The sequence below is a fragment of the Nostoc sp. genome (assembly GCF_036919595.1).
GTDB lineage: Bacteria > Cyanobacteriota > Cyanobacteriia > Cyanobacteriales > Nostocaceae > Nostoc.
The window spans coordinates 1-15,648 of the sequence record NZ_JBALCO010000019.1; the positions used below are offsets into that span (position 1 = coordinate 1).

General features: G+C 41.7%; 12 protein-coding genes. 8 read left to right on the forward strand and 4 right to left on the reverse strand.

What is annotated here, in order from left to right:
- Positions 1–78 precede the first annotated feature (78 nt).
- The 4 genes from V7K21_RS02755 (at position 79) to V7K21_RS02770 (ending at position 2,264) form a co-directional block, all read left to right on the forward strand.
- Entirely contained in the window at positions 79–231 is a 153-nt protein-coding gene (locus V7K21_RS02755; RefSeq protein ID WP_335171301.1) for a hypothetical protein, read from the forward strand.
- Positions 224–1,438 (forward strand): NRAMP family divalent metal transporter, encoded by a 1,215-nt coding sequence (locus V7K21_RS02760; RefSeq protein ID WP_335171303.1) that lies wholly within the window; start codon positions 224–226, stop codon positions 1,436–1,438. Before V7K21_RS02755 ends, V7K21_RS02760 begins: the two co-directional genes overlap by 8 nt.
- A 128-nt stretch (positions 1,439–1,566) precedes the next feature.
- Positions 1,567–1,929 (forward strand): hypothetical protein, encoded by a 363-nt coding sequence (locus tag V7K21_RS02765; protein ID WP_335171305.1) that lies wholly within the window; start codon positions 1,567–1,569, stop codon positions 1,927–1,929.
- Positions 1,926–2,264 carry a hypothetical protein gene (locus tag V7K21_RS02770; protein WP_335171307.1) on the forward strand — a complete coding sequence of 113 codons (339 nt, stop codon included), beginning with the start codon at positions 1,926–1,928 and terminating at the stop codon, positions 2,262–2,264. Before V7K21_RS02765 ends, V7K21_RS02770 begins: the two co-directional genes overlap by 4 nt.
- Before the next feature lie 169 nt (positions 2,265–2,433).
- On the opposite strand, the gene V7K21_RS02775 is transcribed toward V7K21_RS02770, so the two are convergent.
- A complete protein-coding gene (locus tag V7K21_RS02775; RefSeq protein ID WP_335171309.1) occupies positions 2,434–3,357 on the reverse strand; it encodes a Vgb family protein in 924 nt (307 codons plus the stop codon).
- 418 nt (positions 3,358–3,775) lie between these two features.
- Between V7K21_RS02775 and V7K21_RS02780 the strand changes: the two genes are divergently transcribed.
- The 3 genes from V7K21_RS02780 (at position 3,776) to V7K21_RS02790 (ending at position 11,816) form a co-directional block, all read left to right on the forward strand.
- The gene (locus tag V7K21_RS02780) at positions 3,776–6,151 is read left to right on the forward strand and encodes a glycoside hydrolase family 31 protein (RefSeq protein ID WP_335171311.1); all 2,376 of its coding nucleotides are present in this window, start codon (positions 3,776–3,778) and stop codon (positions 6,149–6,151) included.
- A gap of 185 nt (positions 6,152–6,336) precedes the next feature.
- Entirely contained in the window at positions 6,337–10,338 is a 4,002-nt protein-coding gene (locus tag V7K21_RS02785; RefSeq protein ID WP_335171313.1) for a PAS domain S-box protein, read from the forward strand.
- Positions 10,339–11,201: 863 nt separating this feature from the next.
- Entirely contained in the window at positions 11,202–11,816 is a 615-nt protein-coding gene (locus tag V7K21_RS02790) for a helix-turn-helix transcriptional regulator (protein ID WP_335171315.1), read from the forward strand.
- An 8-nt stretch (positions 11,817–11,824) separates the two neighbouring features.
- On the opposite strand, the gene V7K21_RS02795 is transcribed toward V7K21_RS02790, so the two are convergent.
- Both V7K21_RS02795 and holA read right to left on the reverse strand, forming a co-directional pair.
- Positions 11,825–12,349 carry a DUF4168 domain-containing protein gene (locus V7K21_RS02795; RefSeq protein ID WP_335171317.1) on the reverse strand — a complete coding sequence of 175 codons (525 nt, stop codon included), beginning with the start codon at positions 12,347–12,349 and terminating at the stop codon, positions 11,825–11,827.
- Between the two features lie 109 nt (positions 12,350–12,458).
- A complete protein-coding gene (holA, locus tag V7K21_RS02800; protein ID WP_335171319.1) occupies positions 12,459–13,448 on the reverse strand; it encodes a DNA polymerase III subunit delta in 990 nt (329 codons plus the stop codon).
- Between the two features lie 207 nt (positions 13,449–13,655).
- Between holA and V7K21_RS02805 the strand changes: the two genes are divergently transcribed.
- Positions 13,656–14,441 (forward strand): DUF1868 domain-containing protein, encoded by a 786-nt coding sequence (locus V7K21_RS02805; RefSeq protein ID WP_335171321.1) that lies wholly within the window; start codon positions 13,656–13,658, stop codon positions 14,439–14,441.
- A gap of 406 nt (positions 14,442–14,847) precedes the next feature.
- Here V7K21_RS02805 and V7K21_RS02810 read toward each other — a convergent pair whose 3' ends face one another.
- On the reverse strand, positions 14,848–15,633 hold the full coding sequence (locus V7K21_RS02810) for an RDD family protein (RefSeq protein ID WP_335171324.1): 786 nt from the start codon (positions 15,631–15,633) through the stop codon (positions 14,848–14,850).
- Positions 15,634–15,648 lie beyond the last annotated feature (15 nt).

Consider the following 15,648-nt stretch of genomic DNA (forward strand, 5'->3'; position numbering starts at 1 on the left):
GTAGGTCATAACTGTAAGGGTTTGCCATAGGAATGCACAAATCAATCACTTCTCTATATATCCTACGTCCTAACTGAGATGGCGACTGCTATAGCAAATAAAACAGAGGAAATGTCCAAGGCTGTGGCACAAAAAAATCGTTCAGAGGTACAGCAAAAACTTGGAGAATTAGCAGCAGAAAAGCGAACGCTAAACAAGCTCATAAAAGTAGCAGGGCAAACCCATGAATAAAATTTTGGAAATCGCTCTTGGTATTGTTACCAGTATCGGCGGCTTTCTGGATGTAGGTGCGATCGCTACTGCTGCGGAAGCTGGATCTACCTATAGGTTCCAACTAATCTGGGCGTTTGTCTTAGGGACAATTTGTGTAATCTTTCTGGTGGAAATGTCTGGACGTTTAGCAGCCGTTAGCAAACATACATTAGCTGCGGCGGTGCGAGAACGATTTGGGTTCAACTTTTATATCATTCCATTATTTGCAGAAATTGTCGTCGATTTTCTGGTTTTAGCAGCTGAAATTGGCGGTGTTTGTATTGCCCTGCAATTAGTAACAGGCATTAGTTTCCAGTGGTTTGCTTTACCCGTAGCCTTTGCAATTTGGTTGCTACTTTGGAAAGGGACATTTGGATTAATTGAAAACGGTATTTCTTTATTCGGATTAATTACTCTAGCATTTGTCGTCGCTACTTTTAAGCTGCATCCATCATTGACACAACTTGGCTCTGGTTTGTTGCCAACTCTGCCACAACAAGACACCGCACATTACTTATACCTTGCCGTTGGCATACTAGGGGCATTGATTAGCCCGTACTTGTTTTATTTCTACTCGTCTGGTGCAGTAGAAGATAAATGGGATGAAGGGTATATCGGTGTGAATCGCGCCGTTGCAGGTTTAGGGATGGGCTTTGGTAGTATTGTATCGCTGGGAGTGTTGATTGTGGCAGCACTGGTACTCGGTCCCAAAGGTATCCAGGTTGATAGCTATGAACAGGCGGCGCTGATGTTGACAGAAACCTTTGGTTACTGGGGTTTTGTACTATTTACAGCATCGCTAGGGATTGCTTGCTTTGGTGCAGCGCTGGAGGTAAGCCTTGATACAGCGTATATTGTGGCTCAAGCTTTTGGTTGGAATTGGGGCGAAAACCTTAAACCAAAAGATGCCGCACGCTTTAGTTTAGTCTACACCGTGTTTGTCTTTCTCGCTTCATTACTGATGGTATTTGGGATCGATCCATTGCAATTGACTTTGTTTTCAATGGCAATTACAGCAGTGATTTTGCCGCCTGTAATTATACCTTTTTTAGTTTTGATGAACGATGAATTATACGTTGGCAAGTATCGTAACGGCTGGATTAGTAACAGCGTTGTCATTTTTACAATTGCGCTGACATTTGTGCTAGCGATCGTTGCTATTCCACTGGAAATTATTGGAGGATAAATCGATTTTAGATTTTAGATTTTAGATTTTGGATTTTGGATTAGAATTTATAACATTTTATTCCTTTGCAATCTTTACGCCTCTGTGGCTTAGTAAATCTATCAATAATTAACGTGAAGTGATAGAAAATGGATGTTATTAGAGATGTTCTTGATAATCAATTAGTTGACTGCAATCAACGCAAAATGGGTAAAGTTGATGGCATTGTGATGGAATTGCGCGATCGCGAACCACCACGACTTGCTTATATTGAAGTAGGAGTGACAACCCTTACCAAACGGCTAAATCCCCGCTTTGCAGGTTTTGTAGCAGCAATTGCAAGTAAATGGGGTGCTAAACAAAGTGAACCGTTTCGGATTCCGTGGTCAAAAGTGCGGGATATTGGTATTGATGTCAAAGTCGATGTTGAAGCTGAAGCAACACCAGCCTTAGGCTATGAAAAATGGCTGCGCGATCGCATCATCGCCCGAATTCCAGGAGGGGGACGATGACAACCCCTGAAATTCATCTAGAATTACTACTGAGTAAGCCAGTATTAGACTCAACAGGTAAAGCCGTCGGACGCATTCAGGAAGTACGCGCCGAACAACAAGGCGAAGAATGGATTGTTAAAGAATATCTTATCGGTTATGCTGCGGTGTTAGAAAGGTTATCCGCTTGGACAATTGGGTTAAAAATTTTGCATCTACTTGGGGCGCAGAAAATCTACGGTGGTTATACAATACCTTGGGATAAGCTAGATTTGACTGACCCTGACAAGCCGCGTTTGTGTTGCAGTCTAGATGCATTAAAGTCATTAAACGAGCAGCCGCAGGATATAGAGTAACTTAGCTTGAAGGAGGCAGAAGTATGATGTCAAAATAATTCGTAATTGATAATGACGCTCTCTGGGAGACGCTGTACGTAGCTTGCTTAAGAGTAGAGGTATGCAGACTCGCTTTGCGTGGCGCTTACGTAATTTGTAATTATTACCTCCTCTTAAGCAAGCTAGATTTTTATGATATGGCTTTCTGCTTACGGCTAAGTAGCTTGCTTGCTCCTAGCATAGCACCAAGTGCCAACACAGCTAGCCCCATTCTAGGTTCAGGAACAACAGTGCTGTCTTCAGTGAAAGCCAAAAAGCCAGCCCCATTTAATCCACCTGTACCGGCAGGAACAAAAGTGTCAAGAAAAGCTCCTGTCTTGCCGTCGTAACGCAACACATTGTTACTATTTAAACCACTAACGTAGAGGTTGCCGTCGGTACCAAAGATTGGCTTTACAGGGCCGTTAAGTCCGCCACTGCCAGATGGGACAAAAGTGTCGATAAAAGCTCCTGTCTTACCGTTATAGCGCAAGATATTATTAGTCCGAAAGTTAGCGACGTAGAGATTACCGTCTGGTCCAAAGCTCAAGCCATCAGGTTCCGACCCTTTTTCCTCTGTAGCAAAAGTATCGAGAAAAGCTCCTGTTTGCCCATTATATCTTAAGACACTATCAGTCAGACTACTACTGACGTAGAGGTTCCCGTCTAAACCAAAGCTCAAACCAAAAGGTGCATTAAGTCCGCCGCTACCTGAGGGGACAAAAGTGTCGATAAATGCTCCTGTTTGCCCGTTGTAGCGTAGAACACTATTACTTGTGCGGCTGTTAATACTGGTAAGGTAGAGATTGCTGTCAGGTCCAAAAACCAAGTCTTCAGGTGTATCTAGTCCACCATTACCGGAAGGAACAAAGGTACTAATGAAATTCCCTGTTTTTCCGTCGTAACGTTGGACGCTACCGCTCAAAATACTACTAACATAAAGATTTTTATCGGGTCCAATAGTTAAACCAGTTGCTCCCTTTAGTCCGCCACTACCGGAAGGAACGAAATCATCAATGAATTCTCCCGTTTTTTCGTCATAACGCAGAACGGAGTTATTATAATAACTCCCCACTAAAAGCGCTGCATTAGCTCTTGGGGCTATCCACCCTAATAATGCAAAGCTTATTAGTGGGAGACTGATATAACAAAAATTGAAAAATCTCATAATTTTGTTAGCTCCTACAACCATAATTACTTAGTACAGTTAATCATAAATTTGTAGCCTATCCTTGTTGGTTCTTAACTTTGGTTGTAAGCAAAAGTAATTTAGATGCGTTTGTCCTGCCCTGGCTGCCTCAACGGATCAATTTTCTTAACCCAAGCGTATTGGTATTTAGTGTGGTCACAATAACTTGTGGATAACAAAAACGATTCTTGTTAAAAAATATCTCCTAATCTTTCACCCAACTTCTAGCGAAAGAAAGAGTTTGAGACTAAGTATCTCTGTAATCATGAAATGCGGACAAGTATTAATCTGCTGAATAACTGATATGCCGCAATATTTCGGAAAACTACCGACTACGACCCAACCTTGGACAACTGTTAGCAATGTAAAAGCTGTAACCTGGGACAATAATATTATTAATTTTGACTGTGGCGACTCACGCCTGACCATCAGTGTACTTGCCTCCAATTTAATCCGCGTGCGTCTGGCACTGACTGGAGAATTTATGCCCCGGCGTTCTTGGGCAGTGACGCTGGATGATGCAGAATGGGCGACAACACCTTTTGCAGTCCAGGAAACTGAAACAACGGTAGAAATTGAGACAGCACAGATTCGTGTGTGTGTCCAGCGAGAAAAGTGTCGCATCACCTGTTTCGACAAAGCTAATCGTCCTTTCGCCCAAGATGCAGAAACTGGGATGGGTTGGCGGATGGGTGCAGTTGCAGGGTGGAAACAAATTGCAGCCGATGAACATTTCTATGGCTTTGGTGAACGCACAGGCTTTTTGGATAAACTCAGCCAAGTAAAAACCAACTGGACAACGGATTCCTTAGATTATGATGCACTGACTGATGAAATGTACCAGGCAATTCCATTTTTTATGGCTTTGCGCCCTCAGGTAAGCTATGGCATCTTTTTCAATACCACTTTTTGGAGTCAGTTCGATATTGGTGCTGAACAACCAGGTATTTGGAAGATGGAAACTCGTGGCGGTGAATTGGATTATTACATTATCTACGGCCCTGAACCAGCCCAAATCCTAGAGACTTATACTCAGCTAACTGGGAGAATGCCATTACCGCCGAAATGGGCGCTAGGTTATCATCAATGCCGTTGGAGTTACGAATCAGAAAGCGTTGTGCGGGAACTAGCAAAGGAATTTCGTCAACGCCGCATTCCCTGCGATGTTATTCACTTAGATATTGACTATATGCGAGGCTATCGGGTGTTTACCTGGAGTCCCCAGCGTTTCCCCAACGCGGCAAAACTCATCAGTGATTTAGCACAAGATGGTTTCAAAACAGTCACAATCATTGATCCTGGTGTGAAATATGAACCAGAAGGCAATTATCACGTTTTTGACCAAGGAATAGAAAACGACTATTTTGTGCGTAAAGCTGATGGTACGTTGTTCCACGGCTACGTTTGGCCTGAGAAAGCTGTTTTTCCTGACTTTTTACGTCCTGATGTGTCTAACTGGTGGGCTGATTTACACAAAAGCTTAACCGATGTTGGTGTGGCAGGAATTTGGAATGATATGAACGAACCTGCCATAAATGATCGCCCCTTTGGTGATGAAGGTGAAAAAATTTGGTTTCCCCTAGATGCACCACAGGGGGGAGAGGGAGAGAATTCAAAATTCAAAATCCAAAATCCAAAATCTAAAATTGATGTAACTCATACAGAAGTGCATAACTTGTATGGGTTGATGATGGCTAAAGCCTCCTATGAAGGGTTGGAACGGCATCGAAGCTCTGAGCGATCATTTGTGTTAACGCGATCGGGTTATGCTGGTGTGCAACGCTGGTCTTCTGTGTGGATGGGAGATAACCAATCGTTGTGGGAGCATTTAGAAATGTCTCTGCCGATGCTTTGCAACATGGGACTTTCGGGTGTGGGGTTTGTGGGTTGCGATATTGGCGGGTTTGCTGGTAACGCCACAGCTGAATTATTTGCTAGGTGGATGCAGGTAGGAATGCTTTACCCAATGATGCGCGGTCACTCGGCAATGTCTACTGCTCGTCATGAACCTTGGGTATTTGGCGATCGCGTTGAAAATATCTGTCGAGAATATATTAATTTACGTTACCAACTACTTCCCTACATTTATAGTCTTTTCTGGGAAGCAGCAACAACGGGCGCACCGATTTTAAGACCCTTATTGTACCATTTCCCCAACGATCCGAAAACCTATAGCCTCTATGATCAAGTATTGCTTGGTGCGTCGCTGATGGCTGCACCAATTTACCGCCCTGGAGTTGAGCATCGATCTGTCTATTTACCCGTCGGCATTTGGTATGATTGGTGGAGTGGTGAGCGTTATGAAGGCCCGATTCACATTCTTGCTCATGCACCACTAGAAAGAATGCCACTGTATGTCCGTAGCGGTGCGATCGTTCCTATGCAACCTGTCACGCAATACGTTGATCAAGCCCCACTCGACGAAATTAGATTACGGATTTGGCCTGGTAATAACGAATACCAGTTATTTGAAGATGATGGACAGACAAATGAGTATCAAGATAAAAATTTTTCGTTAACAAATATAAGCGTATTTACAGAGGCAAACCAAACAGTTGTGGAAATTGGAGCGAGAGTTGGGGAATGGACACCTGCACCGCGTGAAGTGATTGTAGAACTTGTTGGTCTTGGAGAGCAACGTTTCCAAGATAATGGTAAGCAACATAACCTGCAATTCTGATAGACCACAAAGGTGGTTCAAAAAACCACCTTTATTTCTGATTTTTAATTGCTCAAAAAAAATATGCATAAGGGTAGATGAAAAGCAATTAAAAGGGTAACATACAATACAAATAGGAGAAATAGCTCAACCGTAGGAAATACGTAAGTTTACTAGGCTAGATAGATGCGGTTAGAAAACACTCAATGTTAAATGTTAACCGCTTGCGGCTGCAAGATATATTTAAAATCCCTACAAATTTACTTGTAGGAAAAGTTGCAAGTGCGATCGCTGTTTTTGTTGGCAGCTTGGTACTATTTGGCTGGTGGCTTGGCATTGAAGTTCTCAAACGCGGCTTCCGTGGTAGTTCGGCGACAATGAAAGTCAACACAGCGCTGTGTTTTGTACTGTGTGGTGTGTCGCTGTGGCTGTTTTTAAGAGGAGGGGGAAACAATTCAAAATTCAAAATTCAAGTTGCGCTGGAAGCGCACCAAAGGTGCGACTCAAAATTATTTCCCCATTTCCCCACGCTTCTAATTTCTAGGGTCTGTGCAATAGCGGCTACCATAATTGCTGTGCTTACAGTCTGTGAATATCTGTTTGGCTGGAATCTTGGTATTGACGAACTCCTATCGCGTGATTCGCTAACTAGTATAGCGACATTACGTCCGGGGCGAATGGGGGTGAACACAGCACTGAACTTTATGCTGGTGGGCGTCGCCCTACAGATTGTGGTTGATCCAAAAAGCGACCGCAGTTATTGGTATGTCCAGATTATCGCTCTGATAGCTACTTTAATTTCCTTTCAAGCGCTCATGGGCTATGCCTATAAAGTGAAAGTTCTCTACGGACTTGCACCTTATACAACATCAATGTCCTTACATACAGCGGTGTTGTTGAGTTTACTAAGTATAAGTATTCTCTGGGCGCGGCCAGAACAGGGGTTAATGAAAGTAGTTACAAGTGATACCTACGGTGGCTTAATTGCACGTCGTTTGTTGGTTGCCGCGATCGCAGTCCCTTTTGGATTGGGGTGGATAATTGTTGAAGGTCAACGGGCAGGACAATACGATCCGGCTTTTGCAGTATCGGTGTTTGCGATCATCCTGATTGTGATTTTTAGTGTTTTGATTTGGCAAAGTGCGGCGGTTATTGAACGTCTCAGCCATCAACGTGATCTTGCTCAAGAAGCACTGAGAACCTACGAAGCTAAACTGGGGAGTTTTGTAGATGCTAACGTCATCGGTATTCTGTTTGGCGACGTGTATGGCGGTATCCAGCAAGCAAATGACGAATTTCTGAGAATGATTGGTTATACACGAGAGGATTTGTTAGCAGGCAGGCTAAGTTGGAGCAATATCACACCACCAGAGTATCTATACTTGGATGAGCGAAGTGTTGCCGAAGCACAAAGAAGCGCCAACGCTGCTTGTACGCCCTACGAGAAAGAATACATTCGTAAGGATGGTAGCCGCATCCCAGTTTTAGTTGGTTACGTGCTACTAGGAGAAAACCGAGAAGAGTCAGTAGCATTTATCCTCGACTTGAGTGAACGTAAGCAAGCAGAAGCAGAGCAACAAAAATTAGTATCGCTAGTAGAAAATAGCTCTGACTTTATCGGCATCGCCACCCTTGAGGGTGAATTACTCTACATAAATAATGCAGGTCAAAAGCTGGTAGGGCTTGCCAACCTTGATGAAGTCAGGCAAAAAGCAGTATTAGATTACGTCATGCCCAAAGACAAAGCCTATTTTCAAGAATATATACTGCCAACTGTGCTATTACAAGGGCGCTGGCAGGGAGAATTCTGCTTTTGTCACCTCCAAACAGGTCAACCGATACCAGTTGATTACAACATCTTCACTGTTACAGACAATAAGACAGGTCAGCCAATTGCCTTAGCAACTGTGACTCGCAACATCAGCGAACAAAGACAGGCTAAGAAACAAATCTTACAACTAAACAAGGATTTACAGCGCCGCATTACTGAGTTACAAACTTTGTTGGAGGTCATTCCTATTGGAATTGGCATTGCTGAAGATCCAAAATGCCAAAATATCAAGGTCAACCCTGCTTTTGCCAAGCAGTTGGGAATATCCTCAGATACAAATGCCTCCCTCAACGCTCCCAGTGATGAAAAACCGACAAGCTTTAAAGTATACAAAGAAGGAAGGGAACTGTCAGCAGAGGAACTGCCAATGCAATACTCTGCCACTCATGGTGTCGAAGTTCTGGATTGTGAACTCGATGTCGTCCATGAAAATGGAAAAATCGTCAACCTGTTGGAGTATGTTGCACCCCTGTTTGACGAAGAGGGTAAAACCAGAGGAAGCGTTGGTGCATTTTTAGATATTACGGAGCGCAAACAGGCAGAGGAAGTACTTTTAAATCAGCAAAAATGGCTAGAGGATGTGTTAAATATGATGCCAAGACCGTTGCTGTTTATTGAACCAGGAACGGCGCGGGTAACTTTTGCCAATCGCTCTGCTGACGAATTAGCTGGGGGCGAATTTCCCAAAGGTGTACCCGCCGCAGATTATCACACAGTTTACCACTACACAGATGCAGCTGGCGATCGCATCCCCAATGAGCAAATGCCAGGAGTGCGGGTTGCTCTTGGCGAACGCCTGAATGGATTGGAAGTAGACTGGCACACTCTTGCTGGTGTCCGCTCTCTACTAGTATTTGCTGATACCCTGCCAGCAATGCACGGGCATCCGGCTACTTGTATCTTGGTGTTCCAAGAAATCAGCAACCTCAAGGAGGTACAAAAAGCACTCTCGTTAGGTTACAAAAGGCTAAACCTACTATTTGACACAGCTAACGATTTACTATCGAGCCAACAACCAGTAGTACTAATTGATAGCGTTTACCGAAAACTAAAAGACCAAATTAGTTTAGATATTTACTTTAACTATTTGGTTGAGGATAACTCTCAGGTATTGCAGTTGGGATCTTACAGTGGCATTTCCCAGGAGATGGCAAAGGAAGTTGAGAGGTTGGCATTTGGTCAAGGGGTTTGTGGTACTGTAGCGCTCTCACGCCATCCTATAGCTGTAGAGAATGTGCAGCAATCAACTGAAGAGAAAACAGAATTGATTCGCTCTTTAGGCATTACTGCTTATTATACATACCCATTGATCGCTCAAGAACGGCTGTTGGGTACTCTTTCTTTTGGCAGCCGCACTCTGTTAAGCTTCACCGACAATCAAAAGGGGATGATGCAAGCAGTATGCGACCAAATAGCGATCGCAATGGAACGGGCTAGTTTAATTGCTTCTTTGCAACAACAAACTGAGGAGTTGCAAGATGCTAACCGCATGAAGGATGAATTCTTAGGAATATTGTCCCACGAGTTGCGATCGCCCCTCAATGCCATCCTTGCCTGGGCGCAATTACTGCAACGAAGCAAGCTCAGTGAAACCCAAATGGCTAGGGCTACGGAGACAATTGAGCGCAATGCTAAGGCGCAAACCCAGCTAATTGAGGATCTGCTGGATGTATCACGGATGATTAGAGGCAAGTTACGCCTCAATGTTGGTACTTGCAATTTGATTGGGATAATTGAATCAGCCATTGAGACTGTTAGTCTAGCCGCCCAGTCCAAGGAAATCGATTTGAGATTTTCCCTGATTCCCTCAAAAGAAACGCGAAATGCGCCACCGGGGATACTCCCCGTGGTCACTTTCGCGCAAAATTCAGATTTGGAATTAGAAATCAATCGCGAAAATCTAGAATCTCTGGAAGCACAATCCCAAACCAATCAACACTCAGAGGACAGCAAGCTTAGTGAAAATTCTCAATTCTTAATTTCCGGGGATTTCGAGCGCTTGCAGCAAATCATCTGGAATCTGCTATCCAATGCCATCAAATTCACATCGGTAGGAGGACGGGTAGAGGTGCAATTGTCAGTAGTCACTGGTGAAGAAAAACAACAGACAACGGATAAATATGCCCAAATTCAGGTGATTGACACAGGCATTGGTATCAGTCCTGACTTTCTTCCTTATGTCTTTGATCGCTTTCGTCAAGCTGATAGTTCTAACACTAGAACCTATGGTGGATTAGGACTAGGATTAGCGCTCGTGCGTCATTTAGTAGAATTACATGGCGGTACTATCCACGTAGAGAGTCCAGGTAAAGAGCAAGGAGCAAGGTTTACAGTCAAGCTACCACTTTTGAAAAGTCGCCCCCTTGCAGCCTCGTAGCTTCTCCTCATGCCCTATTCCCTTTTTCCTAATATCAAAATTTATCCAAAATTCCAAATTTTCCCTAATTACCAATTACCAAAAAGCAGTTTTTTCCTTTGCAATTTAGTGTAGTTGGTGAATACCTGCATTAAAAAAATATTTATATGTATATTTTTATCTCAATATAAATAATTATTCTGTATTGGAGCGATCGCTATTTAGTAGAAGCAGCTTCAATAGGCAATGCAATGATTCCCCTTAAAAAGGCTTGCTGTTTTCCTCCTTTACTCCATTTTTTTAGCGGTTCCCAGGTGCATGAAGTACACAAAACCTCACCCCCAACCCCTCTGGGTGAGTTTGGAGAGAGGAGATACTTATTCTTTATCAGGGTGAAGTACAGCTTAACCTCACTGTTTTATTACTCTCATTAGAGAATATTTAAAACTTTGTTTCTTTGTGCTTGGTTCCTAACAAGGATTTTTTGGCTTTGCTTATCAAGTGAGGCTTTAAAAAAGATTCAAGGTCAGCATCTTATTTTTCTCTCTTCAGAGACATAAAAAAACGTTAGGAAACGCTATAAGGGGGTAACTACAGGCGGGGAGAACTTATCCAAAACTTATTGGAAGCGACTTCCGAAATAGGCAATTTTAGAGTTGTATTTAAATTATGTAACCTGAGTTAATCCAAACAGGCTACATAAATTCTTATTTGAGTATTATCGGAGAAGCATGTTATAAATGACACTTGTATTCCTGCTGTTAGCATGATTGGTCTGTAATATTCACGTAATTTATTCAAATAATCATGTAAAAAAGATGTGCATCTTCCAACTACCATAAATCTAACTAATAAGCAGTATTTGATACATTACAATACCTCCTATGATTGCTCTAACAAAGACATTAGTACAAATAGTAGCTGAACCACAACAGCTAGATAGTATTAACTTACATGAGTCGAAGCGGGCTAATTTTTTACAAGAAGTAATTGAAGGCTTAGAAGACGGTATATTAATTTTAAGCAAGGCGGGTAAAGTGATTCATGCTAATGCATCTGCTCATCGCCTTTGTTGTCAATTTAATCAAGGCAATTTTAATCAGAATTTTGTCCCATCAGCCATCTGGAATCTTTGTAAATCGTTAGTCAATAGTAGGTATTTGTTTTCTGATAAACTGCTAATTCTGTCAGATGAGATTGTGCTTGATAAGTCAAATATTTTTCGTATTAGGGTGAGATTGCTAGATTTAAATGGGTTTGAAGTACCTTGCTTATTAGTTACCATAGAAAACCAATATGAGTCTGTGAAAAATGTAGCACTTACTGAAGTTAAAAAATTTGGACTGACGCCGCGAGAAGCTGAAATTTGGTTTCTCTATAGAAGCAACTACAGCTACAAAGAAATTGCTAATAAACTTTACATCACCATCAACACCGTAAAAAAGCACATGAAAAATATTCACACTAAGCGACAAGCATCTCTTGTACTTGAAGAGTAATATCGCAATCATAATTGGTTATGCAGGTTGGGGCACAATGCTGTGTCCCTAATTGTATTAGGAGCTTTTTGTAGGCATAATAAGGTATTGGAAACCTGCTGTTTTAATAAGATATTGTTATTTTGTAGTTCCATAGTAATTTTGTTGAACTGATCATTGCTCAAACCATTATCTTTGACAATTTTTTCAGAGAGGGTACAGAAATTTTTGGCGATATCTTGAGCCTTTGTTGGAAGATCCTTTATACTGTTAGGATTGTTACAAACAATCTTGGGAATTTCTCCATTACCAATAAGTTTTTTAATTTCTTCAAAGGCATTTTGACGGGCTGGCTCCATTGCTAGCACGGCTTGAGCGTAACTGTTGATTTCAGTATTGTTAACTATTGGTGTTGGAGTTTGACCATTAGCTTTTGAACTCAATGAAAACGCGTTGGAAATCACACTCACAGTAGCGATCGCGCCGAAAAAGAATGATTGGAAAAGAATTCGCTTTCGGCTAAGTCTGAAAAAGAAGTCGGAAGTTTTCTTCATAAAGTGTGTAACACAAAACTACATCAGGGATATTATAAGGACTTGGAATTATTTTCGGAGTTGGAAGTTCCAGCAACCGCTGAATACATCAAGCTTTTATATTTGATTGTTAAGTTCCTCGGCATACTTGACAAAGTTCGATGACTTTAGTCTGGAGTGTTAACATTTCTGATGCTCCTTGCTTGAGGCTGACTTCTAACTCCAGTAGTAGGGGTAAGCAAGAAATTAACTGTTGCATAGAAAGCAGCCTAATTTCTTGCTGTAAGAAGTAGATCCGTTTGGGATTACCGATATCAGCAGCAATAGCTATCGCTTGTTGATTGCGCTCACCACTTTCTATCATAATCTTGACCCATACCCAAGTGCGAAATTGTCCAATTAATGTGGCAACTATCCGTAATCCCGGTTCGGCAGCATTGATCAGATCCGCCAACGTTGTCAAAGCTTTAGCTGTATCTCCTGTTCTGATTGCTGCTGCTAATTGTAAGCTATTTTGAGTAGTATTTCTTACTAACTTCGTCACGGTATCTACATCTAAAGGCTTGTTGCTACCTTGGGCATATAACCGTAATTTCTCCATCTCATTGTAGAGAATAAGTGTATCATTTCCTACAGATTCTGCCAACATCTGGGCAGTATTGGCAGTCAGTTTCACGCCCACAGTCTGGGCTGCTTGATTAACAGATTGCACCAGCAATTCTGTTTTCCAAGGGGGAATGAGGGAAAATTCTCGGAATTCGGTAGCAAATTGTTTTAACAATTTCGTGGATTTGAGACGTTCATCTGGCTTGTTGCGGCTGGTGAGCAATAAAAATGAGTTTTCGGGAATGACTGGTAGCGATCGCACCAATTCTGCTAATACATTGTCTGGACAGTGTTGGCACAGAGTAGTATTTATCAGCCATACCAAGCGCCCACCAGCGCCAAAAGTGGGTGTCATGACCTGATTTAACCCCTGGATAGCAGCATCAGCTTGATCTGGAGGAAATGAAGTGTAATTAAAACTGATCCATTGGGGATCAAGGACGCGATCGCGCAGCATAGCGATCGCCTTTTCTATGGCAAAATCATCTTCACCCCAGTAAACATAGATTGGCATAGATAAACCTCATTGGGCATTGAGCAAAACAGTTCCGAATTCTGAGTAAAAAAGTTAAATTCCCTATTTCTTTACTCAGCACTCCCCACTCCCCACTCCCCACCCCCTCAACCATCACACCCAAAAACTAAATACTTTTGAAATCATTCTCTCAATCAAGGTAATTTTCCCTAAAATCTATCAAGTGAGAGCGTGAGGCTATGAAGATTGGACGATAACTATCAAACTTACTTAAATCGGTTAGCACGACTGACGCTGCCAGAAGCTTACAAATCCCAAGTCCAGCATATTCAGGAATCTTCTAAATTCCAGCCACATTCTGGGTTGAGACAAGCAGCGTCCTTTCCTGGCTATACGCTAACTACCCCGCCGGCAGAAGAATCACAAAACTCTGCTTTCTATGCCAAATTACAGACTTACCAACAGGAACTTTTACAGTTGCCTGTAAACCGTAATTTGATTGTACCTGTACCTCCTGCTAGCTTCCATCTGACTTTAGCGGATTTAATTTGGGACAGTGCTTACCTTGATGCTTGCGAAAAAAATCCCAATTTTGACCAGGAGTTACACTCTTGTTTAACCGAAATATTTCAGCAATATCAACAATTGATGACAAACAGGAGTCATCCAATTCAATGGCAAATGCTGGGACTGATACTGATGCCAAGAGCTGTAGCTGTTTGTTTAATACCTCAAGATGAACGCTGCTACGAGGAAATTATTAAATTTCGCCGAACAATTTATCAAAATCCTAAGTTAATTGCTTTGGGTATTGAGCAGCATTATCACTTCACAGCCCATATTACATTAGCTTATTTTGGGGAGGTTTCATCTGACTTAGACCGCACAAGTTTCAGCACAATGCTTTCTCAATTGAATGATCAATGGCTGTCGAATTTACCAGAATTTTTGATTCATCGCGTTGAATTGCGGAAGTTTGACAATATGACACGCTATTATCGTGAACCAGACTGGCCAATTTTAAGTTTTTGACCTGATTTGCGGATCATCTTCACAATAAACGTAAGAATTTAGCATTCAGGAGTCAGGATTTATCAGGAGTTTAGGATGCTCGGTATATTCATTCATCAAATATTCTTCTGATTCTTTAACTATTCGGACTCCTGAATTCTAACTTCTGAATTATTGTTTAATATTAAGTAAGTAGGCAAGAATCAATCAAATTCTGTTACTCAATGTAAAATTAATTAAATTGCCTTGTAGTAAGCGGCTCCAGTCCTTACTACAAAACTTTAATTATTCACGCCTATCTACTTACCTTTTCCTAATAGACTATGGTGTTAGTTTGCCTAACTTTAACAAGGGTATTTTGCCCCTTTGTGTCTAGTTAATTGAGATAGTCGCTGGATTTATACCATGCTGTACTAGTTTTTTCATATCAAAATCCTGGTTGTTTATAAACGAGGTAAACTGCTTCTAAAAATACATCAGGTGTAACAGCTTCTGGGAGCTTTTCTAAATTAATAATAGTTTGAACTTGCTCGGCTAACTTTAGAGATAGTGAAGCTCTTGCTTTTAATGACATTGCACCACGTCGCTGTAAATACTCACGAATAACAGCAAAATCATCGGGCAATAATTGCGATAAATCGGCAATCTCTACTAACTGCTGATTGAGTACCTTTGCCTGTTCTGAAATTGTCAATGTTGCCGATGCAGTGGGTGTTTGGGCTTGAATCACAATTGTGCCAGCTGCCAAATCACCCAAACGCTTTTCTCGACGGCCCAACATAATTAAAAAAGCGCCAATAAACAAAGTCTCATCAAAGGGTCGAAGTAAGGTACGTAGGGTTGCTTGTTGTAGCCCGATGAGTCTACCGTCATCTCGAACCACGCGAATTTTAGCAAACCGTTTACCAGGGGTTTGCCCAAACCATAAGGTTTCAAAAAATACAAAATAGCTGATATAAATTGCAAAGGCGATAATAAATAAAATTGCTAATAACCAAACTCCTAAATTTTTGCCATTAGTAAAAAAATCTTCAACAAAATTTAATAGTTGCGTCGATAAGACACTCCAAGTAAGGACAAATATAAGCAAGGTTACAATCAAGATTGTATAGTCAATCAGCAGTGCCAAAGCTCGATTGCCGATTCCTGCTAAAGTGAATTCCAACTCTACACTTTCTGGAGTCTGGAATGTGATGCGATTAAAAAAGCGCATATTTTAACTAATTGA